Genomic DNA, 24,521 nt, shown 5'->3' with positions numbered 1-24,521 from the left:
ATTATGTTGTACGAGGTAGATTGGGCTGAGGACGGAACGTATAGACCTGGGGAGTTTAATTCGCCAGAGAAATTCTTCAACGACTGTTTGGAGAATAGTAAGGAGTTTGACCTACAACTAGGCTATTTTAGTTCTGCAACTATTAGTGTTTTAGCTGATGGTTTCGCCTCATTCATTTCGAAAGGTGGCAGGATGCGATTAGTCATCAATCATATCGTTTCTGATGAAGATAAAGAGGCTATCAGTAAGGGTGTACATGGCGGAGTTATAGATTGCTTTGATTTGACCAATTTTGAAACCTTACGTCAGACTTTTGATGAATATCAGCAGCAGTTCTTTGAATGTTTGGCGTTCCTTATCTATAACAAACGCATTGATATACGTATTATAAAGCCTCGCAATAAAAAAGGTATCGCGCATACCAAATCTGGTCAATTTCGTGATGGAGATAGCGTGACCTCGTTTACGGGGTCTGCCAACTTTACTATTAGTGGTCTTTTTAACAATCTAGAAGAAATAAAGATTGATCGTAGTGACTCTATTGATAAGATGGTTCAAAATCGTATTGCCAGCCAACGTGAAGACTTCGACTCTATCATGACAGGCAAGAAGCGAAATATAGAATACCTTTCTCCAGAGAATCTTATCTCTGCTATCCAAACAAACTTTGGCGACAAAGACATTGAAGAGCTGCTTGATGTCGAGAAGAAGCTCCGTAAGATAAAGGAGGAAAGAAAAATAAAAGAAAGCCAGGAACAGTCGGATTTTGTCTGTGATTATTTGGATTTTGAACCTCAATTCCCATATCCTACGGGACCTAGAGATTATCAGAAGATTGCCTTCAAGAACTGGGTAAACAACGGACAGAAGGGGTTGTTTGCAATGGCTACAGGTACAGGTAAGACTATTACATCACTCAATTGCTTGTTGGAGATATATAAGCGGAAGGGTTATTATAAAGCATTCATTCTTGTTCCAACGATAACGCTTGTTAACCAGTGGGAACAAGAGTGTCGAAAGTTTCAGTTCTCTAACATTATAAAGGTTTATTCTAAGAACCTAACTTGGCGTGATGATGTAGAACGTATTCTTTTTAATGAGAAATACAAAACAGAAAAAGAATCAGAGATTTCCTACATTATAATTTCTACCTATGCATCATATTCAAGAGAGAAAGTATTCAAGGTTTTGAACGGCTTTGATAAGAGACGGGTGCTGATGATATCAGACGAATGCCACAATATGGGCTCAGACTCTATAGTGAAGCATTTGAATGAGATTCCTTATCTTAGACGAATAGGGCTGTCAGCAACACCCGAGCGGCAGTTTGATGACGATGGAAACAAGAAACTTAATAAGTTTTTTGGATCAGAAGAGCATTATACATTCGAATACAGCATGGAAGAAGCTATAAAAAATGGTGTTCTTTGCAGGTATATGTATTATCCTCATGTAGTTAGATTAACTCCAGGTGAAATGAGTGCTTATGTTGAAATATCTGAGAAGATAGCTAAGTATTTCAATTATGATACAGAGACATTTGACCATATGGACGATATTCTTAAAATGAAACTACTTGAACGTAAACGGATTATACATAAGGCAGTTAATAAACTAGATATCTTTAAATCAATCATTAAAAAAAGATTTGTTGAAAAAGGAAATCTAAAATATTCCTTGATATATGTTCCTGAAGGAAATAAGCCAGATTATGTGGGAGCTCAAGATGACTTTGATAGATATGAGAATATTGACGATGATAACGATACGGAGCACCTTATTAATATATATACTCAGTCTGTAACAGAGATTGATGATCATGTGACTGTTCGAAAATTTGTCTCAGGCCAGAAAGATAGGGAAGAGTTATTACATGATTTTGCAGAAGGTAAGATTCATGTACTAACTTCAATGAAATGTCTAGATGAGGGCGTAGATGTACCACGCAGTGAACTTGCTATTTTCTGTGCTAGTACAGGAAATCCACGTCAGTTTATTCAGCGTAGAGGCCGTGTGCTTAGAACACATCCTGACAAGAAGATGGCTGAACTTCATGACCTAATTGTTCTTCCTGAGATTAACCCCTATAGTGGCAGCTACCGTATGGAGCAGTCGTTAGTAAAAGGTGAACTACAAAGAGTAAAGAACTTTGCTAGTCTATCTGAGAATCCTTCTTATTCAGAAATAGAACTCAGAGAAGTACTAGACCATTATGCATTAACAATCTAAAACAATATAACGTATGACTAATAAAGAAAGAATGCTTCATATGGTTCTTGATGATAAGAAGCTTCAAGAACTTTACGAGTACGACAAGTCGGAGTATGAAGATTTGTATACTGCAATGAACTCTGAAAATGTCGTAGTTGCTGCAGTGGCTAGAATTATTAAAGATTTAAATGGGTCTACAGACGAAAGCGACCAAAAAAAGGTCTATATGACAGTTTTTAACTACATTAATGAAAATTATATTCTATGATCATACTAAAAATTGAAATCGAGAATTTTCGAAGCTATTATAAGCGGAATACTTTTGAGTTTAGTAATGGACTCAATCTTATCATTGGTTCAAATGGAGATGGTAAGACTACATTCTATGAAGCTCTTGAGTGGTTATTTCGCACTGATGGCACCCACAAGATGGATACAAAGTACATATCCAAGAAAAGAATAGAGGAACTATTTACAGATGAGTCTGATGATGTTCGTGTTGCAATGACTTACGAACATAAGGGTAAGACAAAAATGCTCGAAAAGATGTTTCACTTCACAAAATCGTTTGACGAGGAAGTGAGTACATCCAATTTCTCTTTTAGCCTTATAGAAAACGAAGGTGTGGAGAGAATTGTAAAGGATGGTGTTCGTTTTGATTACGATTTGCCTTCTGAGATTCGATCGTATACAATGTTTAAAGGAGAAACGGATCTTGACCTCTTGCAAAGATCGAATGCTTTAAAAATGTTAGTTGACACATTTAGTGACGTGAAAGACTTTGAGGCTTATTTTTCCTTTATGGAATATGCAACTAAAAAGGCTGATATTGTATGTGAAAGAGCACAAGATTCAGATTTAAAAAATAAAGAAAAGATTAAAAAGGCTAACCGGACTATAGAGTTTGAGACTAGTGCACTTTCTGATATTGATAAGGAGATAAAAATTAAAGAAAGCGAGGCAGTTAATTTTGATAGTCTGCTGAAAAGTATTGAACAAAGTAAGGAGTCATCTGAATTGTTGAAGGCTGTTAATCGCAGAATTGAGACTCTTTCTCAAAAACGCAGTCAAGCACAAGCACGCATAGACGAAAACTATACTATTAGTCTTCTAGATAATATGTGGATCTTGATGGGATTTGACGACATAGCTGAAGAGTATTCAAGTAAAATAAATGAGGTTGATAAAAAACGTAGAAAGTTAGAGCAGAATTATCTTTATACGGCCGGACAGGAAAAAGCAATACGTAAAATGCAAACTGACTTCGTTCCGCTTCCTGTTCATATTCCTGGTCAGAAAATTATGCAGGAGATGTTAGATGAGGAAGTTTGCAAGATATGTGGCCGTCCTGCTAAAAAACACACTGAGGCGTGGGAGTTTATGTTGCATCGTCTCGAAGAATATCAAGAGTCATTGAAGGTTCCAGAGGAAGAGGAAATTGCTCCCTATTATGTTAATAGTTATGTAGTTGAACTTCAGAAAAGAGATACGACATTAAACGATTCTTTGTCTGAAATTACAAAACTTCGTCATAAAATTCAGGAAGCAATAGCTTTCAATAATCGTTTGCATGAAGATGTTAAGAAAATTGATACCAATCTTAACGTTGAGTTTGAACAGAAAAAGAGAATATTATCTCAAGCAGATGGGCTTACAGAAGAGCAGTTGTTGGCTAATTTTGAGAATATTTCAAATTGGGTTGACCAGAAGCATAATGCAGAAACTCGAATTGGTATATTAAAACGTCAAAGAGAGCAGCACAGATATGCACTTGAAGAGGCTCAAAAAGCTAAGGCAAAGATTGCAGAAGGAACACCCGCTGAAATATTTGCAAAGACTGCACTAATTATCCGACAAATAGCTGATGCATTTAAATCTGCAAAAGAAACGAATAAGAAACGATTACTTCATTCTATTGAAGATGAAGCAAATATGTTTTTGGATAGACTAAATACAAACGATTTTAAAGGAACTATAAGGATTCTAGAGAAGTCAGACGGCCAAGGCGAAGCAGTCTTGATGAATAATGATAATAAGAGGATTTTTAATCCCAACACGGCGTTGCGTACAACTTATTTAATGTCTGTCTTGTTTGCGATTGGTAAATTATCTAGTGAGAAGGGCAATACAGAATTCCCTTTGCTATTTGATGCTCCTACATCTTCTTTTACAGAAACAAAAGAAAGCGAATTCTTTAATGTAATTAGCACATTGGATAAACAAGTGATTATTGTAACAAAGAGCTTCTTAAGAGAAAGTAATGGTGAAACTATTCTAGATCAAGAAAAAATTAATGAAGTCAATGGTCGTGTTTTCCGTATTGAGAAGAAAAAGCCTTTTGATGATAAAAAATTAGGAACCATTCAAACTATAATTTCAAAGATTAAATAATTATGGCAAACCAACTGAATAATATAGAAGAACTCGTTGATAAAGACGAAAAATTGATAGATATATGGGGACGTAGAAATCCCAAATTTGAAAAGAGGTACGAAGAAAGTGTCATTCGAGTTTTGTCACAATATGGAAAGAGAGCTAATGAAACTACAAACGATAAAGGTAAAATATTTGGAAACGGATATGAACCTTATATCATTGCTTTCTTTATTGGTTTATATGAGAACAAGAGAATTCCTTTGTCTGAAAATACCGATGATTTAAAGGGCTTTGGCTATCCGTTACAGTATTGGGGAGATTTTGAATCCAGAGGACTTCGAAAACAATACCCTGCATTACGGTCATATATATTCATTGCACTTGTTGCAAAAACAGATATTGATTGGATAGCACTTGACAAGGGGGATATAAAAGTAAGTACTGTCGTTGCGAGCCTGATTGAAACGATGGAAGAATATGCTAATTACGGTTTCTCTTTTATGGAAGAGAAGTTAAAGTCAGATCCAGGGTATTTCTTCTCTCATCGGTCTTTTCTTGATATTTTCTTGCAGCTAACAAATAAACAAGCGAATAATTATACTGAAGACGAAAAACCTGAAGAATTATAAAAGCATTGTTACATGGACTACATAGAAACCTTCAAAAATCTAAGAACAAACAACAAGTACGGCAGGAAATCGCCTCATAAAGCGATTCTAATGCTGGCTGTTATTGAACTTTACGAACAGAACGTTTTGACAAATAATGAAATCTTTTACGATGATAAATTGAAGTCTATGTTTTTGAAAGTTTGGAATAGAGTACTTCCTAATGAAACTCTGTTTCATCCAGATGCATACATGCCGTTTTGGTATCTTCAAAGTGATTGTTTCTGGCATATAGTTCCTTTTTCTGGTAAAGAAGACATCCTATCTTTGATGAGAGATGTCAGAATTAAGCCTTCAGAGGCAAAGCTGATTGATTCTGTAAAGTATGCGGAGCTTGACGAGGATTTATATTTCCTGATGACAATTGCTTCAGGTCGTTCTTCTTTGAAACGTACTTTGTTGGAAACTTACACATCATTGTCGGAAGAACAAATTGATGGACTGTCAGGAAGTGTAGATAATTCCGTTGACTATTCTCTTTCTGCAATGAATGAATATGAGCAGATAATTTCTTCGGTGAAGAACGACGAAAAGGTATTAGACAATGAAAGTTCAAGTGAGTTGGTTAAGCGGTTTAGAGAATTAAGTGATAATATTCAGATTGCGCTGAACTACGAATATTATGCATTTCTAAAGAATCGTCAAAGTGAGAGGGATATGCTAAGAGAGGTTTGCCCCAACGTGTACACATTATTTGACTGCATTACCAATCATCCTGTACAGCGAACAGATATCTCACCTTCGTTTGCATTCATCTATGACAATTTCTTAAGTGACTTGAAAATTGCATTAATGAGCGAGAATGGATCGATGGATTTGATAGACAAGATTGATAGTGCTATTGCCATTCTACGTGGTCACGATGTTTCAAGTGATAGTTTTGAGAAAGAGAAAAGAATTGATTCTTCTATTGTATTAGAAAAGACCGTCTCCGAAGAGGAGAAAAATATCATAGAGAGAGACTTGGAAGTTGAACATGTTTTTTTTGACTCAGGTTGTAATATAGTAAAGACTGTTACGACTTCCTCTCTCAAATACGCATCAGAAAAAGAGATAATACAGGAGGGGAGAAAAGGGAAGGCCTGGACGCCAGAGGAAGAGGAGCGCATAACACACTATTATGAGCGAGGAATAAGTACGGCAGATATTGCGGAACGAGTTGGACGAACAGAATTGGCAATAAAGGCTCGACTAGCAAAGCTCGGTCTGATAGAGTACACTTATGGGCAAGATGAGTCAAAAGGTACATCCACTGATGCTGTGCCTGTCAACCTAAACGAATACAAAATAGAGAATGGGTTTACAAATACTTGTATTCTTAACAAGCAAGGTGAGAAGGTGTTCTCTACCACAGGTAAGCTGAAACAAATTGGTGGAAAGATTTATCGTCTAAATCTGAAAGACAAATACTTCACGATAAAGGATATGAAGTTTAATGGTGAAGTTTGGATAAAAGGAAACAAAAAGATTGTAGCTTATTTGGATACGGAATTATACCAAATCATGAATACAGCATACGATTATAGTGAAGCAATAGAAGACTTATTTGAAGGTTCCTCATTTGAAGAGTGCAAATTGAAAGCAAACGGTGTTTGGTTTAACTATCAAGGGGACCAGATACCTGATTCATCGATACGTGATAATGCTATAGAAGAGTTGCCTAAACAACATCAAGATTGTCTGAGAATCATAGAGCATCCACTTTATGTAGTAAGAAAGCAGGCAATTCTTCGTGCCATGGGTTATTTTAGACTTCCTGCCAGAATCAGAGATATCGCAAGAACTATAAGCAGAACCGCTTGGGGGGCGGCCATTAAGGAAAAAGATGTAGAGGATATTATTAGTACTATTGATGAGATAGAATCGGTTGATGACCGCTATATCTTGAAGAAAAGATAACTCAAAAGAATTGTTCTTACGAATAATTTCCGTATCTTTGCCTTCGCAAACCAATAACGAAGGACAATGAATAGAACAATACAATTTTTTAGTTATGAGCAGTGCTACCAGCACTACACTAAACGAATAATGAAGATTAAACAGGCCAAGATTCATGGCGAAACAATTGTCGCGAAGCCAGTGTTGATGGTCACAATTATTGATGGGATTGAGGCGAATGTATTTAAGAACAACCAGTTTGTCATCAATGATTGGCTTGAAGGTCGTTATAATATGCTGATGTCTCAGTATGCAAGGAACTCGCAGTTTGATGATAGTACAGGTATAGAAAAGCCCTTCTGGCATATAGAAACTGATGGATTCTGGCATTTGAACTATCAGGGGGAACGACTCAGTAAGGGACGCACGCCCTCAAAGTCCTGGTTGAAAGAGAATGTCGAGTTTGCTTACTTCGATGAATCCCTTTGGATTTTGTTGCAGAATAAGGAGTGGAGATTGCGATTACGAGATTATATTGTTGAGCATAAGTTGACAGATGATAGTTGGCTCAGAAAACTGGCAGCGGAAGGGCTTGGCGCTATTGCAGCTTTGTTCTTAGCAGCATAGAACCTTTGTCAGCAGAAACAAGTGACTGACAACAAAGAAGAAGAGCCGTTTGACTATGCAAACGCCTCTTCTGTCATTATGTTGGGATATGCTATTTGCTCGTTGTAGATGAGGCTGATGCTAAGGACGTCCTCCAGTCTGGAGAGCATGCCTAGCGACATATTCTCTTTGCCTTTCAGTATTTTTGAGACGTATTGCTGGGTGCAATGGTAGTGTAAATTGAACTGTGTCAAGCTACGCCTAACAGCTCGATTTCAAAGATAAGCGTAGAGCCGCCGGGGATGCCTGGTTGCGAGAATTTGCCATAGCCCATTTCGGCAGGGATGTAGAGCTCCCACTTGTCGTCGATGTGCATCTGTTGCATGGCGATGATCCATCCCTCTATCAGGTCACAGAGCCTGCAGGCCAACGGCACACCGCCGCGACTGCTGTCGAACTGCTTCCCGTCGATGGTCTTTCCCGTGTAATGGGCTGTGATGATGCTGCGCACCGTCGGCTGGGCACTGGAAGCGTTGCCCTCTGCCAATACCTTATAATATATACCTTTCGGAAGAGCCTTGACTCCTTCCTCCTTGGCTTTCGCCTCCAGCCAGTCCTTGTTGGCCTGTATGTATTTTCGCTTGTCCTTCATTTTGCTTTGGTCTGTGAATTGGAATCCTAATTATTCTTATTAATTCTACAAAGATAATGATTATTCCGCAATTTTTGCTATTTTTGCAACAAAATGTTTGAGCTAAAGATACGAAGAAATGATCCGCGATATTAGGCCATTTGTCAAAGAACTACGTCAAATGATTGATGACGAGATTCGTTCATGGACAATAATTGAAATGAATGCTTATGACTCTAAAAAAAATACATCATTAGTGTCCCATTTTAACGGGACACTAATGATCTAAAACAGCAAATTATGATGCAAGAAAGTATTAAAATTCGCAAATCTGCTAATTATTTCGGAAATAATCCTTATATTCGCACCGTCTTGAAATATCCAAGCATTATGAATAAGAAAAAGTTGCCCCCATTTGTTGCAACCCATCCTGGTGAGATGATTAAGGATGAACTAAAAGAACGTGATATGACGCAGAAGCAGCTTGCCGCAGAAACCGGTATCAAACCTTCTGTGCTGAGCGAGACCATCAATGGTAAGCGTAGTGTGTCACTTAATGTAGCTGTTGCCTTGGAGAAAGCGCTGGGTATTCCTGCAGACATCTGGATGAATCTCCAGACACAATATGACTTGGACACGGCCAATATCGCTGAACGTGACAATCAGCGCGAGACGATTAGCGTCACCATTCCTGTCAGAGACCGAAATCTGCTTCAGGAACTCGTCCGCAAATTTGGCTGGGCATGCGTATTTTAAAATCGTAGTGGATATGAAACAACAATATGCAGTCATCGTGCTCTTTGCACTGATTATAGCGTCAAGTCTGACAAGTCTTGGCAGTTATCGCACTACGAGCCAACGAGTGAGCGAGGATATGGACAGGGCACTGACCATCACCATGCAGGAACAGCAGAGTGATGTAATTAATCAGGACACCATCCGAACATTTAACAGCCACTTGCAGATAGCAGCATTGAGGGGCAAGGCTATGCTGGCTGTCGATACACACAGCAAGCAGTTCAAGGCATACGCTCATTGCTCGGAGGCAACCATCTTTAGCCTCTCTGACCAGCGACCTGCTGCATTGCTATGGGTGCTGACTGGATTTTGGGCGATGTTTGTGTGGTATCGAAGAAAGTGTGTTGCTCCTATCCTTAAGACAGATGGAAATGGTTTTGGCGGGCTGACATATTCAAAAACAGAGGACTGTTTCTATGCTGCTGGTGGCAACTTGGTACAATTGACTCCCATGCAGCACCAGCTGATGGAGATGTTCTTCCATTCGCCCTCCCATTCATTATCAAAGACAGAGATTTGTGAGGCCCTTTGGCCCAAGAAACCCGATGCCAGCGATACACTCTACACACTGATTCGCAGACTGAAACCCATCATTGAGCAGCATTCCAACCTCAAAATCGAGTCAGACCGCAGTAAGGCTTACCGACTGACTACCAAACAGATAGAATCCTGACATGGACTCTGACAATGAAATGTCAGACAAATGTCAGACTCCTTTTTCGCCATAATGAGTATCTCTTCATACCTTTGCGGCAAAAAAAGAAAGATATGAAGAAATTATTATGTATGCTAATGGCAGTCTGTTCTCTGGCAGTCACTGCGCAAAAAGAAAAGACAGTCACGCTGGATGAGGTAACAGTCAAGGGAGCACGCATCGTAAAGAAGGTGGATGGACAATGGATTTATCCTACCAAACAGCAAATCGCGGCTTCCCCCAACGGCTATTCGCTGTTGGCTAAACTTACGTTACCTCATATTCGTGTGGATGAGGCCATGAACAGCATCACGGCATTGACGAATCTAGGAACCGTTCAGGTGCGCATCAACGACATCCTTGCTACGCGTGAGGACTTGCAGACGTTAGACATGCAGGGTATAGACCATATCGAGTTTATCGATAATCCTGCTGTACGCTATGGCGAGGGGATCGCATACGTCATTGATATCAAGGTGAAGAAACCCATTAGCGGCTATGTTTTGGGAACGCAACTCACCAACACGCTTACCGCCATCAACGGCAATGAGATGTTTTACGGCAAAGTGAATCGTGGACGAAACGAGTTTGCCGTTAATTACAACATTGATTACCATCACTTCAAGGGACAGGCCTACGAGGAGTATTCTACCTATCTCTTTGAAAATGGAAATGCCACAACGATGCATCGCAGGAGTGAGCAGATAAATAGCAAGAACCTCAACCATAATGCCCAACTGACTTATAGTCTCAGCGATAGCAGTTATGTGTTGCAAGCCAAACTAAGCGGTAGTACGAGCATTCATCCTCAGAGACGGGATGCAGAGATGCAGCTTAACGGTGCGCCCTACGAAGAACACTCATCATCACGCAGCAGTTCTCCATCGCTTGATCTCTATTATCACCAATACTTCAGTCGCCACCAGTCGCTGACGGCTAATGTAGTGGGGACGTATATCCGAACGACGGGCGATGCAGAGAACAATGAAGGCTCCTGCTATCGATACACTACTAACGGCAAGACCTGGTCGCTATGGAGTGAGGCTATCTATGAGAATCGCCTGAAACCATTCGCTCTTTCCTCTGGCATACAATTTGGCCAGCGGTATAGTCATAACAAGTATCAAGGCGATGCAGAGGCTGTCAACGATATGCATACATCTTCGCTATATCTGTTTTCTCAGCTGAAAGGGCACCTTGGCAAGTTCAGTTATATGGGAGGCCTTGGTGTCAGTCGTCGCTACTATCGTCAAGGGGATACTAAAAACAACTTCTGGCTCTTCCGACCCAAATTCACTGTCAGTTATCCACTGGTCGAACGCTTGAAACTGAAGTACGACTTCGAGATTTCCCAGCACGTCTCTCAGATTGCACTCGTCAGCGATGTCAGCATCAAGCAGAACTCGATGGAAACGATTCTTGGCAATCCGGAGATTCGTCCCAATCGCGTCACTTCCCATCATCTGACGCTCTCGTATTCTTCGCCTCGCTTCACCTCTGAACTACAAGGCTACTATCGCATCAACTCCCACTGCAACATGGAAAAATACATCCGCAAGGACGGCCATTTCTATCAGACGCAGACTAATGCTGACAATGAGTGCAACTTCTTCTATTTTGACAGCTACAACCAGTGGTACATCATCCCCAACAAACTGACGGCTACCGTCTATGGCGGCATCTATCGTTTCTTCAACTTTGGCGAGGATTACACACACACCTATACATCGTTTAACGGAGGCTGTTCGCTGCAAGCCTTTCTAGGGTGCTGGACACTCGGAGCATACGCAGACAACGGATGGAACTTCATGGAGGGTGAGCATCGTGGCCATCAAGCACCCGCTTGGTATCTCACCTGCAACTATCGTGTCAACTCAGCACTCAGCATCTCCCTCTATGTCCAGCATCCGTTCAGCCAGCATCCGCTTACCAACAAAACGGAAGTCTTAAGCCGTTACGTGCAGAAAGAAATCTCGCAACACTATCGCGACTATGGCAATATGGTTACCCTCAAACTCTCCTATCGATTGGATCGTGGCCGTAAGTATCGTGACATCCAGCGCACCATGAACCATAGTGACAGCGAAACAGGTATCCTCCAAAGTAAATAGTTTTTATGCGTAAAGCCATTTTCATATTCATAGCCATCATTTTTTATCCGTAACGGTAAGTTCTGGTATGTTGTTTCAAATCTGATGCAAAAGTAGAAAAATAATCAAATAAAATATTCCTATGCTCCTTTCATTTGAGAAGGTGAAATCAATATTGGGAGTAGCAATAAAAAAACTCCTGTAAGATGGACTTACAGGAGCTTTCTTGGAGGGTGCCCGGTGGGACTCGAACCCACGACATTCAGAACCACAATCTGACGCTCTAACCAACTGAACTACGGGCACCATGTTGTCTTTTGTGTCAGAGCTTTCGTTCGACTGAATAAGCGAGCTTATTGTCTATCGTTGCTCTGCTGTTGGTTTTGCGGGTGCAAAGGTACGTCTTTTATTTGATATTGCCAAATAAAATGGCGACTTTTTTCGAAAAAAGCTTCAAATTAATGAAGATTACTCAGCTTTCTGCTCATCAGCCTGTGCAGGAGCGGCTTCCTCAGCGGGTGCAGCAGCCTCTTCCTGCTGTGCAGGACTAGCTCCGAAAGCGGGAACATTGTTGGGATTAGCCTCAGGAGACTCAATGCCATTGAGCACGGCAGGAGCTTCGTTTTGAGCTGTGGGGAGAACATACGCGCAAGCAATGCTTACAACAACCATGAAGGCTGCAAGGCCCCATGTGGCTTTCTCAATGAAATCAGTGGTCTTACGAACACCACCAATCTGGTTGTAAGATGCGAAGTTTGATGCCAAACCACCACCTTTTGACTCTTGAATCAGCACAATGCCAACCATGAGCAAAGCTGCGATTACGATGAGGATAATGAATAATGTGTACATCTTTTTTACTTTTTATTTTTGTTATTATTTATAATCAATTTCTCTAAGAAACGAATTTGGTCTGCAAAGTAAGCATTTTTTTTCGGATAATCCAAACTTAATCGCTGAATTATTTCTAAAGCTTTGGAATAATTTCCTTGTTTGATATAAATTCGAGCTAAAGCTTCTGTGAAATAGTCTTCTCCTGCAGCTTTTCCTTCTTCGGTGCTGTCTTCTTCGAGTTCCGGTCTTAGTGTAGGGGTCTCTGGGAGAACAATTTTGCCCGTGTCATTATTTATGAATGAGTCGATGAGGCTCTGTCCTTTGAGTCTTGGCACAGAGTCTTCTTCCTGATAGTCCTCGCATTCAAGGAGATAAGCCACGTAATCGACAGCGGCATCAGCGGGCGTAGGCTTGCGTTTTGCCTTCTTTTTGTCAGTTTCGGGTTCGTTCTCCTTGGGGATAGAATCCAGGAAGTTGTCAATGAGCGACAGGGTGCGTGTGGAAGTGTCTGCAGTGGCTTTGCCCTTGCCGGCCTGTGTGGTAGTGGTTGTTTCGCTACTCTTTCGCAGTTGGTAGTGGGCTGCCTCTATCATCTGGAAAAGCACGCGTCGGTCGGTGATATAGATGGCTGCCCGACGCAGTTCTGTATCGAACGAGGGATCATGCAGCAGATAGAGATTCTGCAGCATGAGCAGTCGTGCGGTCTGGAAATAGGGATAGAGCGCGAGCATGGAGCGCAACTCGTAGAGAGTGTCGCGGTCCAGGCGTTCAGGGTGTTTGATGAGCTCTGCTATTTCCATGATTTCGATGTTGATTAATGGCTTACCAGTTGGCTACTGTGGCATTGAAGATCTGGTCGCAGATATCTTTCACCATCTGGGTGACCAACTCTTCTTGCACGGCGTTGAGTGACTGGGTCGTTTCGTAGGTTGCTGTAGATGTGAACTGGCGTTCAAAGTCTTCAGCATGATTCTTATTGTTGGTGAAACGCACGTTGACCGTCATGGATAGCTCGGTTTGTGCTGAGTATCCCTCGCTGCTGACAGACTTGTTGCGCTGGTCGTAGCGCACAATCTCACCATCAATCTTCAGGTCGCCATTACGCTTCACCTGCATCAGTTTGGTGTGATTGGCAAACTGGTCTTTCAGTTGATTATTGAAAATGTTGGCCATTGGTCCCCACACATAGTTAGAACGGATGGGGAAGTCGGCCAATGTAATGGTCTTTGTCTTGTTGTAGTCGATACTAGCGCCGTTGAACTTATAGCTCACCGAGCATGACATCAGGATGAGACAAGTGAGTATGGCCATGCCGAACTGCTTCAGACGACGATAAAGCGTGCGGTCGCTGATGCCCAGCTCTTGTGCAGCCTTCTTACGATTGCCACCATTGCGCTCCAGTGCTTTCTCCAGCATCTGGCGCCCCATCTCGCTGAGGTTCAGGTTCTCTTGCTCCGGCTGTGGGTCAATGTATTCCTCGGCCTCGGCCTCTTCAAGAATAGGAGAGATGGGATTGATGGTCTGAATGGGGTTGATGGCCTGAGTGGGGGCAGTCTTCACGTCTTCCATCTGCTTCTTCAGCTGACTCATCTCGCGGCGCATGTCGTTGACGTTGCCACGCAACTCGAAGAGGATCTTATAAAGAATCTCTCGCTCGTTCTCGAAAGAATGGTCGCTGCCCTTATTGACCACAGCCAACTGTGTGCTCTCGCGATCCTGCGGTATGAACTGCGACAGAATCTCGGGCGTGATCAGTCGGTTGGGACTCAAGATGGAAATCTGCTCTGTGATGTTCTTCAGTTGGCGCACGTTTCCCGGCCATTTGTAGCGTGTCAGCATCTGTTTGGCCTCGTCGGTGAGCTGAATACGCTCCATCTTGTATTTGTCTGCCATCTGCATTGCAAAGAGACGGAACAACAGCACGATGTCTTCTCCGCGTTCGCGCAGAGGAGGCATCTGTATGGGGATGGAGTTAAGACGATAATAGAGGTCCTCGCGGAAGCGACCTTCGCTGATGGCCTGACGGATATTCACGTTGGTAGCAGCTACGATGCGTACATCAGTCTTGCGCACCTCGGTAGCACCTACAGGAATGTATTCGCCTGTCTCCAGCACACGCAGCAGACGCGCCTGGGTAGCCAAAGGCAGTTCGCCCACCTCGTCAAGGAACAATGTGCCCTTGTTGGCCACGCCAAAGTAGCCAGGTGAGTCGTTGATGGCACCCGTGAACGAACCCTTGATGTGGCCGAAAAGCTCAGAGTCGATGGTGCCCTCGGGAATAGAACCACAGTTGATGGCGAAGTATTTCTCGCGTTTGCGAGGAGAATTGTCGTGAATAACGCGTGGGATAATCTCTTTACCCACACCACTTTCGCCAACGATGAGTACGCTCAAATCTGTTGGCGCCACCTGTAGGGCGACGTCAAGTACATGGTTCAACGCCTCGCAGTTGCCCACGATGTTGTACCTCTGTTTGATGCTTTGTAGTTCTGTACTCTTCATAATTGGCTGACAAAATTACATATTTTTTCTGAGAATACTGCAATTCTGGCAGAAAAATTACTGATTTTGCTCTTTCTTAGGCTGTGAGCGGAAGCGCACCTTCTCGCTCTCGTCGCGCTTCTCGTGGTAGAGCTTTGGCAGCGGGTTGGCCAGAGGCTCGTCGTAGTTGTGACGATTGCGATAGATGTCGAGCGCCGCATAGATGGCGTTGCGCATAGACTGTGCGTCCATCTCGTTGCGTCCGGCCAGATTGAAGTAGGCACCATGTGCAGGTGCCGTGCGCACCATGTCGAGTCCGGTGGTGAAACGCACTCCGTTCTCAGGCGTGAGCGTCTTGAAAGGAGTCTGTCCCTGGTCGTGGTACATGGCCAGTACACCGTCGAAGTAGCTGTAGCTGCCATGTCCGAAGAAATCATCGGCAGCATAGGGACCGAAGGCCTGAATACTCTTTTCGGCCAGTTCCTTGACAGCGGGAACGATAATCTCCTGTTCCTCGTCGCCAAGAGCCCCATCCTCGCCACAGCGAGGGTTCAGAGCCAGGATGGCAATACGTGGGTTGGCAATGCGCAGGTCGCGGCGCAGCGACTCGTGGAAGAGGATTGTCTTCTCTACAATCTTCTGTTTGGTGATAGACTCAGCCACGTCTTTGATTGCCACATGGTTGGTGACCAGTGCTACGCGCAGACCATCGTTCATCAGGATGGTGAGACCTTTCTTGCCGTCGTTCATCTGGCGCTCAATGTAACTGGTGTGGCCATTGAATCCGCCAATGCTGTTTTTGAATACAGGCGCGGTGACCAGCACGTCGAAGGCTCCTCTCTTATAGTCCTCGATGGCGCAGTCGATGGCCACCTTGGCAGCCTCGCCTGCTTCGGGGGTTGGTGTGCCCAGGTCCACTTTAACTTCACCTTTGATAACTTCCAGCAAGTTCAGCTGTCCGTCGCGTGCCTCGTTGGCATCTTTGATGACGTTGAAGCGTGGCATCGCCTCTAACATCTTACCATAGTATTCGGCCAGTTTGGGCGAGCCATAAATGATAGGTGTGCATAGTTCCAACATTGCGGGGTCTTCGAAGGCTTTGAGAATGACTTCGTAACCTACGCCGTTGGTATCTCCGTGGGTAATAGCTACCCTGATTTTCTTTTCTTCCATATTTAGTTATTGATAGTATTATCAGGATTGTTGTGACTTCTGTGCCGTGCTCAGCAAGCCGCAGGCCGCGAAAATGTCTTGTCCACGACTGGCTCGGATGGTGGTAAACACTCCGTGCTGCGTCAGGTAGTCGCGCAGTTGTTCCATGCGAGCTTCATTGGCACTGGGCAGATCCACGTCTGGAATCTCGTGAAAACGAATCAGATTGACGCGACATTCCAGGCCCTCAACCAGCTTGATGATCTCCTTGGCATGTGTCAACGAGTCGTTGAGTCCGCCAAAACAGATGTATTCGAACGAGCAGCGGCGTTGGTGGGTGAAGTCATACTGCTTCAGCAGCTCCACCGTCTCGGCGATAGGCATTGCCTTCTCTGCCGGCATCAGACTGAGACGCTGTTCGTGCAGTGGTGAGTGCATAGATATGGCCACGTGGCATTCGCTCTCGTCGAGGAAGCGCTTGAGCTTGTTCTTCACGCCCACAGAGCTCACCGTGATGCGTTTCGGGCTCCAGGCATAGCCGTCTGGCGCTGTCAGGAGATTGGTGACCTGAAGCACGCTGTCCAGATTGTCCATCGGTTCTCCTTGTCCCATAAAGACAATGTTGGTCAGCAGTTCGCGCTCTGGCAGCGAATAGATCTGGTTCAGAATGTCGGCAGCAGTCAGGCTGCCCTCAAAACCCTGCTTGCCTGTCTGACAGAACAAGCAGTTCATCTTGCATCCCACCTGGCTAGACACGCACAGCGTACCTCTGTCGCCATCGGGTATGAATACCGTCTCAACGAATTTCTGCGCCTTGTTGTCGCCATTCTCAGCGCTGTCAGCAAATTCCGAGCACCTAACAGGAAACAAGTATTTCACGGTGCCATCCACCGAGCGCTGGCAGTGCAGGGGTTCCATGGCTCCCACGCAAAAATCCTCGGCCAGTCGTTCGCGGTTGGCTTTCGAGAGGTTCGTCATCTCGTCGATGCTCTTCACGTGCTTATCATATAGCCACTTAGCAATCTGTCCGCCTGTGAAGGCTGGCATGCCAAGTTGCTTCACCAACTCTTTCAGTTGTGAAACAGAAAGGCCCATGAGCACTTTTTTTCTATTGTTCATGCTGCAAAGGTACGTAATTTTTTCGAGATGTTTCGTCAATTTCGTTGAAAATGATTACTTTTGCACATAAAATTCTAAAACGATGAAAGGGACGATTGATTTTTTCATGCCTTGTAATGATGTACAAGACGTGGCTCCTGTGCTGGAGCAACTGCGTGGCAGTGTCATGGTGCGCAATATTTGTCTGCTTGTCAACAAACCTCTTGACGTCATTCCAGAGGAGTGCACCACGTTGGTGGTAAAGGACGTGACATCCACAGAAACGCTGAAGCAGGTGGCACAGATGTCTTTATCCGACTATGTCGTCTTGTTGACAAAACCTGTACCTCTGTCCTTGGGCGAAGGCGCCTTGGAACGCATGGCTCAGGCAGCCAACGACAGTCAGGCCTCGATGGTCTATGCCGACCACTGGGAGAAGAAAATAGGCGAGGGTGGGGAGCAGTCTGTCGAGAAGCATCCAGCCATCGACTATCAGTTGGGCTCCATCCGTGATGATTTTGACTTCGGTTCACTCTGGCTTTTGCGCGGCTCCCTGATGCGCCGCTGGGCACAGGAAGAGGCCGATACCTTGTATATATATGGCGGACTCTATCAGTTGCGCCTCTACCTGAGTCGACAGGGTGCCCTTTTGCACCTGAACGAGTTGCTCTATACCGAGGTAGAGTACGACAACCGTGCCTCAGGGGTGAAACAGTTTGACTATGTGAACCCCGCCAACCGCGATGTGCAGATAGAGATGGAGCAGGTGGCCACCGAGCATCTGAAAGCCATCAATGCCCTGGTTGACCCTTCCGAGGTGATCGACGTGGATTACGACGAGCAGAACTTTGCCGTGGAGGCCTCGGTCATCATTCCCGTGTATAATCGCGAGAAGACCATCGTCGATGCCGTGAAGAGTGCCATGAGTCAGGAGACTTCCTTTAAGTATAATGTTATCGTGGTGGATAATCATTCTACCGATAACACAAGTGCCCTTTTAAAGGAAGTAAACCAATCGTTTGCTGCCGGAAAACTTATCGTTTTAACACCCGAAAGAACCGATCTCGGTATCGGAGGCTGCTGGAACTTGGCCGTGAACGATACCCATTGCGGACGCTTTGCCGTACAGCTGGACTCCGACGACCTCTATAGTTCGCCAAAGACTCTGCAGACCATTGTCAATGCCTTCCGCGAACAGAAGGCTGCCATGGTAGTAGGCTCCTATCGCATGTGCGATTTCGAACTGAACACCCTTCCGCCAGGACTCATCGCCCACAAGGAGTGGACCGAGGAGAATGGTCCTAACAACGCCTTGCGTATCAACGGACTTGGTGCTCCGCGTGCCTTCTTCACACCCCTGCTGCGCCAGTTCCAGTTGCCCAACACCAGCTATGGCGAAGACTACGCCATGGGTCTGATGTTCTCGCGCTGCTATCGCATAGGTCGCATCTACGACGAGCTCTACCTGTGTCGCCGATGGGGTGGCAATAGCGATGCCGCTCTCAGCATAGACCGCATCAATGCCAACAACCTGTACAAGGACCGTCTTCGCACCCTGGAGATACAGGCACGTCAGCGCATGAACGCAGGAAACCATGATCTGTGCGACAGTGCTATAGACCGATTCTTCTTCCGCCAGATGAAGGTGTGGCCCGATACGCGTCGCCGTTATCGCGAACTTGAACATGTGGAGGTTCGCGAGCTGGCACCACAGAATGCCGACCAGGCCACCTTTGACCTGAAAGTGCAATATAATCCTGCCCGCATCGGCTCCACAGGCGCCAATATCTCAAAGAAAGCACTGGCCGAGCGCCCCTGTTTCCTTTGTGCCAAGAATCGTCCGCAGGAACAGATGATGAAGACGCTGGACGGCAACTACGAGTTGCTGGTCAACCCATTCCCCATACTCCCCATGCACTTCACGATACCCGTTCGCCGCCATCGTCCGCAGCAAATCCGCCCTATGTTTGGCGAGATGATGCAGCTGTTGGACAAATACCCAGAGCTGACCGTGTTCTATAATGGTCCGCGTTGTGGCGCATCGGCACCCGATCATGCCCATCTGCAGGCTGGCAGCACAGGCGTATTGCCCTTGCAGAAAGAGTGGCAGCGATTGTCGCGCAACCTGGTCACCGTGGTACAGAAAGACGAAGACACAGGTATCTATGTGGTAGAAGATTATCCCTGTCCGGCACTGGTCATCCGTTCGCCTAAGCGCCGCAGCGCAGAGCGCCTCTTTATGAGACTTCACGACGTGATGCCCCTGGTCGATGGCGAGACAGAGCCCATGATGAACATCGTGTCGTGGAAGCAAGACGAGAACTATATCGTAGTGGTATTCCCACGCCAGAAGCATCGCCCCGACTGCTACTTCAAAGCCGATGACGAGCAGATGATGATTAGTCCTGGTGCCCTGGATATGGCAGGCCTGATTATCACCCCACGCCGCGAGGACTTCGAGCGCATTGATGCCGATAGCGCCTTTGCCATCTTACGCGAGTGTGCCATCTCTGACGAAGCCCTGCAGACGTTGGTTGAACGACTGAAGCAGCGTTTCTTGACCCCTAAGTCCGATTCTGCTGCTGCACAGTGGATCAAGTCTATTGCTGCTGATGGCGAACCCTCTGTCACCGTGGGTATTGTTAGTGGTGAGAAGCTCGAATTCCAGCTCAATGGCTCGTATACAGCCAAGGGCGAGACGCTGACAGGTCCTCAGAAGGTGAGCATCTCCGAGGGTGGTCTGTTGTGGCGTGGCCAGCAGTATCGCGAATTGCGCTTCCTGCCTCAAGACGATGCCGCCTCGTTCTCGCTCAACGACGTCACTATTGGTGTTGGGTTCCATTGGGAGCGCCAGGAACAGCAGACCTTCCGTGGCACGTTGCGACTGGTGGTAGAGAGCGACAAAGTGTTGGCTATCAACGAACTGCCTGTAGAACAGTATCTCGAAAGCGTCATCTCGAGCGAGATGAGTGCCACCTCGTCGCCCGAGTTGCTGAAGGCCCATGCCGTCATCTCGCGTTCTTGGCTGTTGTCGCAGAAACAGCGTCGCCAGGACGCTCAGCATGCCACCGGTTTCTTCTCGTTTATCAAGAAAGACGACGAGCTCTTGCGTTGGCACGATCGCGAAGAGCACACCCTGTTTGATGTCTGTGCCGACGACCACTGTCAGCGCTATCAGGGCATCACGCGTGCCTCTTCTCCTGCTGTAGCAGAAGCTATCCGCCAGACGCGCGGACAGGTGCTGGTCTATGCCGGCGAACTGTGTGACGCACGCTTCTCGAAGTGTTGCGGTGGACGCACCGAGGAGTTCCAGTATTGTTGGGAAGATACGCCCAAACCATACCTTGTATCCGTGGTTGACCCCTTCTGCAACACCAAAGACAAGCGCGTGCTGCAGCAGGTGCTGAACGACTACGACCAAGAGACCCCCGACTTCTATCGCTGGCGTGTGGAGTACACGCGCGAGCAACTCAGCGAGTTGGTAAACCGCAAGCTGAAGATGGACCTGGGTGATATCCTCGACCTGGTACCTCTGGACAGAGGCAAGAGTGGTCGCATCTGGCGACTGAAGATTGTAGGTTCCAAGCGTACGTTTATCATCGGCAAGGAACTCGAGATTCGTCGTACACTCAGCGAGAGCCATCTGTATAGCTCTGACTTCGATGTAGAGCAGCACGACGACCGCATCATTCTGAGCGGACGCGGCTGGGGCCACGGCGTAGGCCTCTGTCAGATAGGCGCTGCCGTGATGGGTGAGAAAGGTTATGGATACGACGAAATACTCCTATATTATTATAGAGGTGCAGAAATTAAGCAAGTATATTAATCCCACCAACGTTGCCGACGCTGAAAAACAACCTGTCGTGGAAGTAATTTATCTAAATAATAAATAATCTATGAATAACAAACGCACAACTCCCTGGGCGTGGATACCAACGCTCTACATGGCTGAGGCGCTGCCATACGTAGCGGTGATGACCATCTCAACCATCATGTACAAGCGACTGGGCATATCCAATACCGACATCGCCCTCTATACTGGCTGGCTCTATCTGCCTTGGGTCATCAAACCCTTCTGGAGCCCCTTTGTTGACCTGATGAAAACCAAGCGCTGGTGGACCGTAGCCATGCAGTTTATCATTGCCATTGGCTTTGCCTGCATCGCATTCTCGTTGCCCACCTCGATGTTTTTCCGCCTGACGCTGGCAGCCTTCTGGCTTGTAGCGTTCACATCGGCAACCCATGATATTGCTGCCGATGGCTACTATATGCATGCCCTCGACGACCACGAGCAGTCGTTCTATGTAGGCATCCGCAGCACCTTCTACCGCATTGCCACAGTGGCAGGACAAGGTCTGCTGGTGATACTGGCAGGATGGCTAGAAGAGAAGACTGACAATATCTCTTATGCTTGGATGGTGACCTTTGGCGTGATGTCTGCCCTGTTCCTGGTGGCAGCTGCCTATCACCAGTTCATACTCCCCAAACCCGCCAGCGACAGACCCTCTAAAGACGTCACCCCTTCCACCGTGTTGAAGGAGTTTGTAGAGACCTTCCGCACGTTCTTTACCAAGAAGAACGCGCTGGTGGCTATCCTCTTTATGCTGCTTTACCGCCTGCCAGAGGCACAGTTGGTGAAGATTATCAATCCCTTTATGCTCGACCCCGTCAAGGATGGCGGACTCGGCCTAACCACCAGTCAGGTGGGTATCGTCTATGGCACTATAGGTATCATCGGCCTGACCATCGGTGGCATCCTGGGAGGTATTGCTGCAGCCCATGGCGGATTGAAGCGCTGGCTGTGGCCTATGGTCTGTGCCATCACGCTGCCAGACCTGGTTTACGTCTATCTGAGCTATGCCCAGCCCCAAGACCTGATGCTGATTAATGGCTGCGTCTTTATTGAGCAGTTTGGCTACGGCTTTGGTTTCACCGCCTATATGCTCTACTTGATTTATTTTGCTGAGGGTGAGCACAAAACAGCCCACTATGCCATGAGCACAGGCTTTATGGCACTGGGTATGATGCTGCCAGGCATGATGGCTGGTTGGCTGCAAGAGACCATCGGTTATCAACACTTCTTCGTGTGGACCATGATTTGCTGTGCTGCCACCTTTATCATCTGTGCATTCCTGAAGATTGACCCAGAGTTTGGCAAGAAGAAATAAATAATGATGCACACACAGAACACACCATTGGTATGGCTATCCACTTTGTATTTTGCAAAGGGGATAGCCTATGTCATGGTGATGTTTCTGTCGCTCATTATGCTGAGGCAGATGGGACTGTCGAGTAGTGCCGCACTCAGCTGTGTGGCCTTGTTTCACATTCCCTGGGTCAGCAAGTTCTGGTGGAAGCCCTACGTGGTGCGTCCCCAGCACTTCACGACGTGGATAGACATCTCCGAAATTTTTCTGGCCCTGTCGTTCGCTGCGCTGTCGTTCTTGATGACCTCTACCTGTCACACCGTTGCCATGCTGCTGTTGATAGCCTGGCTGACTGCCATCCACAACGTGGCCGTTGACGGCCTCTATCGTCAGGTGACACGCAACAATCATTTGCCCACCTTTGTGCGCGTGAAAGAACTGGCACGCAAGCTGGCTGTGATTGTGGGCCAGGGCGTGCTGGTGATGATGGTGGGCAATATGCAGGTGTTCTATCGTTACGACCGCTTCTACTCGTGGCAGGCTACGTTTTATATTCTGGCAGGCCTGTTCCTGCTGTTTTGTATGTTGCACCACGCCATGCTCCCACGCCACTCGCATCATGCTGAAACCAACGTACACCGTTCGCTGCCTTCGCTGCATGACATAGGAGCCCCGTTCCTGTTTCTCTATCCCTTTGCCGTGGGACTGCAGGCTAAGGTAGGCATCCTTTTCCTGCTCGATGCCCCCAGTAGTGGCGGACTGGGTCTGTCGCCCCAGGAGTTCGGCTTGGTGATGGGCACCGTAGGCATCACAGGCTTGACCATTGGTGGTATGATGGGCTTCAGAGTGTTGCGCCGCGATGGCCTCGCACGTTGGCTGTGGCCCATGGCCCTGCTGATGGTGGTGCCCTGTGCCGTCTATGCGCTGATGGGCTATTGGGAACCCTCCTCTCTGCTCATCATCAGCCTCGGCGTGTTTCTCGAACAAACCACCTATGGCTTTGGCTTTGCCGCCTATCTCTGGGTGCTTCGCCACGTGTCCAATCGCGAGGTGGGCAAGTCGCTGATGGCCCTTTCACTCATGCTTTCATGTCTGCTCTCAGGTGTGCTCCAGTCGGCTGTGGGCTATTACTACACCTTCCTTGTAGCCCTCGTGGTGAGTGCAGTACCCCTCGTGTCCACCTGGACAATTAGGAAAATCCCTACGTTGAAATAGGCATTTCTCTATTGCCAATTGAAAATAAAGATGTACTTTTGCCATAGATAAACCAAACAAAACATAAGTGTTATGAAAAAGATATACGCATATACCAAGATGATCATGGCGATGATGGCTGTGATGCTGGCTTTCACCAGTTGCGACGAAGACGCTGCTTTAGCTTACGACCTGGAGGGCGTATGGCAGGGCTCTATCGTTGGTGAGTATTATTCATATCGTGGTTATGCCACAGACGATGAATACGACACAGAGATTATGTTCGAACAGAATGGCTCGTGGATGAATGGTGGCTCAGGCTATGAAATAGACTATAACTACCACACGCGTCGCTATACCAAGGCCTACTTCACCTGGAGCGTGAAGCGCGGACGCATCCACATGCACTATGACGATGGCACGCACGTGGTGATACGCGACTTTGATACCTACTGGGTGGGTAGACGCATGCGCTTCAAGGGCTATTTCGACGATGCTGCCACGGGCAGACCGCTGGCATCCTTCAATTTGATAAAAGTGGACTCGCCCGACGATTACTACGAAACATACTACAGCCGTCAGGCAAAAGACTTTAACGAAGAAGAGTAGGCCCTCTAGAGAGCCTACTCTTCTTGCTTTTCTATATCATCATTTCCATATTTC

At 46.1% G+C, this 24,521-nt stretch carries 18 protein-coding genes, 1 tRNA gene and 2 pseudogenes; 13 read left to right on the top strand and 8 right to left on the bottom strand.

Annotated elements, in window-relative coordinates; translation table 11 throughout:
* The first annotated feature begins 3 nt into the window (after nucleotides 1–3).
* The 6 genes from T496_RS0103585 (at nucleotide 4) to T496_RS0103560 (ending at nucleotide 7,760) form a co-directional block, all read left to right on the top strand.
* A complete protein-coding gene (locus T496_RS0103585) occupies nucleotides 4–2,229 on the top strand; it encodes a DEAD/DEAH box helicase family protein (protein WP_027449532.1) in 2,226 nt (741 codons plus the stop codon).
* 13 nt (nucleotides 2,230–2,242) lie between these two features.
* Nucleotides 2,243–2,479, top strand: a complete 237-nt coding sequence (locus T496_RS0103580) for a hypothetical protein (protein WP_027449531.1) — start codon at nucleotides 2,243–2,245, stop codon at nucleotides 2,477–2,479.
* Nucleotides 2,476–4,602, top strand: coding sequence for an AAA family ATPase (locus T496_RS0103575; RefSeq protein ID WP_027449530.1), 2,127 nt, complete (start codon nucleotides 2,476–2,478; stop codon nucleotides 4,600–4,602). Before T496_RS0103580 ends, T496_RS0103575 begins: the two co-directional genes overlap by 4 nt.
* Before the next feature lie 2 nt (nucleotides 4,603–4,604).
* A complete protein-coding gene (locus T496_RS0103570; protein WP_044110554.1) occupies nucleotides 4,605–5,216 on the top strand; it encodes a hypothetical protein in 612 nt (203 codons plus the stop codon).
* A 12-nt stretch (nucleotides 5,217–5,228) separates the two neighbouring features.
* A complete protein-coding gene (locus T496_RS0103565) occupies nucleotides 5,229–7,154 on the top strand; it encodes a hypothetical protein (protein ID WP_027449528.1) in 1,926 nt (641 codons plus the stop codon).
* A 129-nt stretch (nucleotides 7,155–7,283) separates the two neighbouring features.
* The gene (locus tag T496_RS0103560) at nucleotides 7,284–7,760 is read left to right on the top strand and encodes a hypothetical protein (RefSeq protein ID WP_155808628.1); all 477 of its coding nucleotides are present in this window, start codon (nucleotides 7,284–7,286) and stop codon (nucleotides 7,758–7,760) included.
* Nucleotides 7,761–7,989: 229 nt separating this feature from the next.
* Here T496_RS0103560 and T496_RS0103550 read toward each other — a convergent pair whose 3' ends face one another.
* Nucleotides 7,990–8,391, bottom strand: a complete 402-nt coding sequence (locus T496_RS0103550; protein ID WP_027449526.1) for an FKBP-type peptidyl-prolyl cis-trans isomerase — start codon at nucleotides 8,389–8,391, stop codon at nucleotides 7,990–7,992.
* A gap of 369 nt (nucleotides 8,392–8,760) precedes the next feature.
* Between T496_RS0103550 and T496_RS0103540 the strand changes: the two genes are divergently transcribed.
* The 3 genes from T496_RS0103540 (at nucleotide 8,761) to T496_RS0103530 (ending at nucleotide 11,973) form a co-directional block, all read left to right on the top strand.
* The gene (locus T496_RS0103540) at nucleotides 8,761–9,126 is read left to right on the top strand and encodes a HigA family addiction module antitoxin (RefSeq protein ID WP_027449525.1); all 366 of its coding nucleotides are present in this window, start codon (nucleotides 8,761–8,763) and stop codon (nucleotides 9,124–9,126) included.
* A gap of 13 nt (nucleotides 9,127–9,139) precedes the next feature.
* Entirely contained in the window at nucleotides 9,140–9,841 is a 702-nt protein-coding gene (locus T496_RS0103535) for a helix-turn-helix domain-containing protein (protein WP_027449524.1), read from the top strand.
* 95 nt (nucleotides 9,842–9,936) lie between these two features.
* Nucleotides 9,937–11,973 carry a TonB-dependent receptor gene (locus tag T496_RS0103530; protein WP_052342057.1) on the top strand — a complete coding sequence of 679 codons (2,037 nt, stop codon included), beginning with the start codon at nucleotides 9,937–9,939 and terminating at the stop codon, nucleotides 11,971–11,973.
* A 211-nt stretch (nucleotides 11,974–12,184) separates the two neighbouring features.
* Here T496_RS0103530 and T496_RS0103525 read toward each other — a convergent pair.
* The 7 genes and pseudogenes from T496_RS0103525 to rlmN all read right to left on the bottom strand — a co-directional run bounded on the left by T496_RS0103525 (nucleotide 12,185) and on the right by rlmN (nucleotide 17,538).
* Nucleotides 12,185–12,258 (bottom strand) — tRNA-His (locus T496_RS0103525).
* 162 nt (nucleotides 12,259–12,420) lie between these two features.
* On the bottom strand, nucleotides 12,421–12,804 hold the full coding sequence (gene secG / locus T496_RS0103520; protein WP_027449522.1) for a preprotein translocase subunit SecG: 384 nt from the start codon (nucleotides 12,802–12,804) through the stop codon (nucleotides 12,421–12,423).
* A gap of 5 nt (nucleotides 12,805–12,809) precedes the next feature.
* Nucleotides 12,810–13,586: a tetratricopeptide repeat protein gene (locus T496_RS0103515; protein WP_027449521.1), complete on the bottom strand. Its 777-nt coding sequence runs from the start codon at nucleotides 13,584–13,586 to the stop codon at nucleotides 12,810–12,812.
* Between the two features lie 22 nt (nucleotides 13,587–13,608).
* Nucleotides 13,609–14,001: pseudogene (gene lptE, locus T496_RS15205) on the bottom strand (LPS assembly lipoprotein LptE); the annotation flags it as partial.
* Nucleotides 14,002–14,094: 93 nt separating this feature from the next.
* Nucleotides 14,095–15,288, bottom strand: a pseudogene (locus T496_RS13370) (sigma-54 interaction domain-containing protein); the annotation flags it as partial.
* Nucleotides 15,289–15,345: 57 nt separating this feature from the next.
* The gene (gene pdxA / locus T496_RS0103505) at nucleotides 15,346–16,440 is read right to left on the bottom strand and encodes a 4-hydroxythreonine-4-phosphate dehydrogenase PdxA (protein ID WP_027449520.1); all 1,095 of its coding nucleotides are present in this window, start codon (nucleotides 16,438–16,440) and stop codon (nucleotides 15,346–15,348) included.
* 21 nt (nucleotides 16,441–16,461) lie between these two features.
* Entirely contained in the window at nucleotides 16,462–17,538 is a 1,077-nt protein-coding gene (rlmN, locus tag T496_RS0103500; RefSeq protein ID WP_027449519.1) for a 23S rRNA (adenine(2503)-C(2))-methyltransferase RlmN, read from the bottom strand.
* Nucleotides 17,539–17,620: 82 nt separating this feature from the next.
* Here rlmN and T496_RS14630 point away from each other — a divergent pair, with 82 nt between their 5' ends.
* The 4 genes from T496_RS14630 to T496_RS0103480 all read left to right on the top strand — a co-directional run bounded on the left by T496_RS14630 (nucleotide 17,621) and on the right by T496_RS0103480 (nucleotide 24,467).
* On the top strand, nucleotides 17,621–21,343 hold the full coding sequence (locus T496_RS14630) for a DUF4922 domain-containing protein (RefSeq protein ID WP_081783529.1): 3,723 nt from the start codon (nucleotides 17,621–17,623) through the stop codon (nucleotides 21,341–21,343).
* A 70-nt stretch (nucleotides 21,344–21,413) separates the two neighbouring features.
* Nucleotides 21,414–22,685 (top strand): MFS transporter, encoded by a 1,272-nt coding sequence (locus tag T496_RS0103490; protein ID WP_027449518.1) that lies wholly within the window; start codon nucleotides 21,414–21,416, stop codon nucleotides 22,683–22,685.
* Nucleotides 22,686–22,688: 3 nt separating this feature from the next.
* Entirely contained in the window at nucleotides 22,689–23,879 is a 1,191-nt protein-coding gene (locus T496_RS0103485) for an MFS transporter (RefSeq protein ID WP_155808626.1), read from the top strand.
* 72 nt (nucleotides 23,880–23,951) lie between these two features.
* Nucleotides 23,952–24,467: a hypothetical protein gene (locus tag T496_RS0103480; RefSeq protein WP_027449516.1), complete on the top strand. Its 516-nt coding sequence runs from the start codon at nucleotides 23,952–23,954 to the stop codon at nucleotides 24,465–24,467.
* The last annotated feature ends 54 nt before the right edge of the window (nucleotides 24,468–24,521 follow it).

The sequence above is a fragment of the Xylanibacter brevis P6B11 genome (assembly GCF_000621825.1).
Classification (GTDB): Bacteria; Bacteroidota; Bacteroidia; order Bacteroidales; family Bacteroidaceae; genus Prevotella; species Prevotella brevis.
This window is presented reverse-complemented; position numbering and strand designations above follow the sequence as displayed.

Coding starts and splice junctions, on each gene's coding strand:
- T496_RS0103585 (WP_027449532.1), top strand. CDS start 4: ATGTTGTACGAGGTAGATTGGGCTGAGGACGGAACGTATAGACCTGGG.
- T496_RS0103580 (WP_027449531.1), top strand. CDS start 2,243: ATGACTAATAAAGAAAGAATGCTTCATATGGTTCTTGATGATAAGAAG.
- T496_RS0103575 (WP_027449530.1), top strand. CDS start 2,476: ATGATCATACTAAAAATTGAAATCGAGAATTTTCGAAGCTATTATAAG.
- T496_RS0103570 (WP_044110554.1), top strand. CDS start 4,605: ATGGCAAACCAACTGAATAATATAGAAGAACTCGTTGATAAAGACGAA.
- T496_RS0103565 (WP_027449528.1), top strand. CDS start 5,229: ATGGACTACATAGAAACCTTCAAAAATCTAAGAACAAACAACAAGTAC.
- T496_RS0103560 (WP_155808628.1), top strand. CDS start 7,284: ATGAAGATTAAACAGGCCAAGATTCATGGCGAAACAATTGTCGCGAAG.
- T496_RS0103550 (WP_027449526.1), bottom strand. CDS start 8,391: ATGAAGGACAAGCGAAAATACATACAGGCCAACAAGGACTGGCTGGAG.
- T496_RS0103540 (WP_027449525.1), top strand. CDS start 8,761: ATGAATAAGAAAAAGTTGCCCCCATTTGTTGCAACCCATCCTGGTGAG.
- T496_RS0103535 (WP_027449524.1), top strand. CDS start 9,140: ATGAAACAACAATATGCAGTCATCGTGCTCTTTGCACTGATTATAGCG.
- T496_RS0103530 (WP_052342057.1), top strand. CDS start 9,937: ATGAAGAAATTATTATGTATGCTAATGGCAGTCTGTTCTCTGGCAGTC.
- secG (WP_027449522.1), bottom strand. CDS start 12,804: ATGTACACATTATTCATTATCCTCATCGTAATCGCAGCTTTGCTCATG.
- T496_RS0103515 (WP_027449521.1), bottom strand. CDS start 13,586: ATGGAAATAGCAGAGCTCATCAAACACCCTGAACGCCTGGACCGCGAC.
- pdxA (WP_027449520.1), bottom strand. CDS start 16,440: ATGGAAGAAAAGAAAATCAGGGTAGCTATTACCCACGGAGATACCAAC.
- rlmN (WP_027449519.1), bottom strand. CDS start 17,538: ATGAACAATAGAAAAAAAGTGCTCATGGGCCTTTCTGTTTCACAACTG.
- T496_RS14630 (WP_081783529.1), top strand. CDS start 17,621: ATGAAAGGGACGATTGATTTTTTCATGCCTTGTAATGATGTACAAGAC.
- T496_RS0103490 (WP_027449518.1), top strand. CDS start 21,414: ATGAATAACAAACGCACAACTCCCTGGGCGTGGATACCAACGCTCTAC.
- T496_RS0103485 (WP_155808626.1), top strand. CDS start 22,689: ATGATGCACACACAGAACACACCATTGGTATGGCTATCCACTTTGTAT.
- T496_RS0103480 (WP_027449516.1), top strand. CDS start 23,952: ATGAAAAAGATATACGCATATACCAAGATGATCATGGCGATGATGGCT.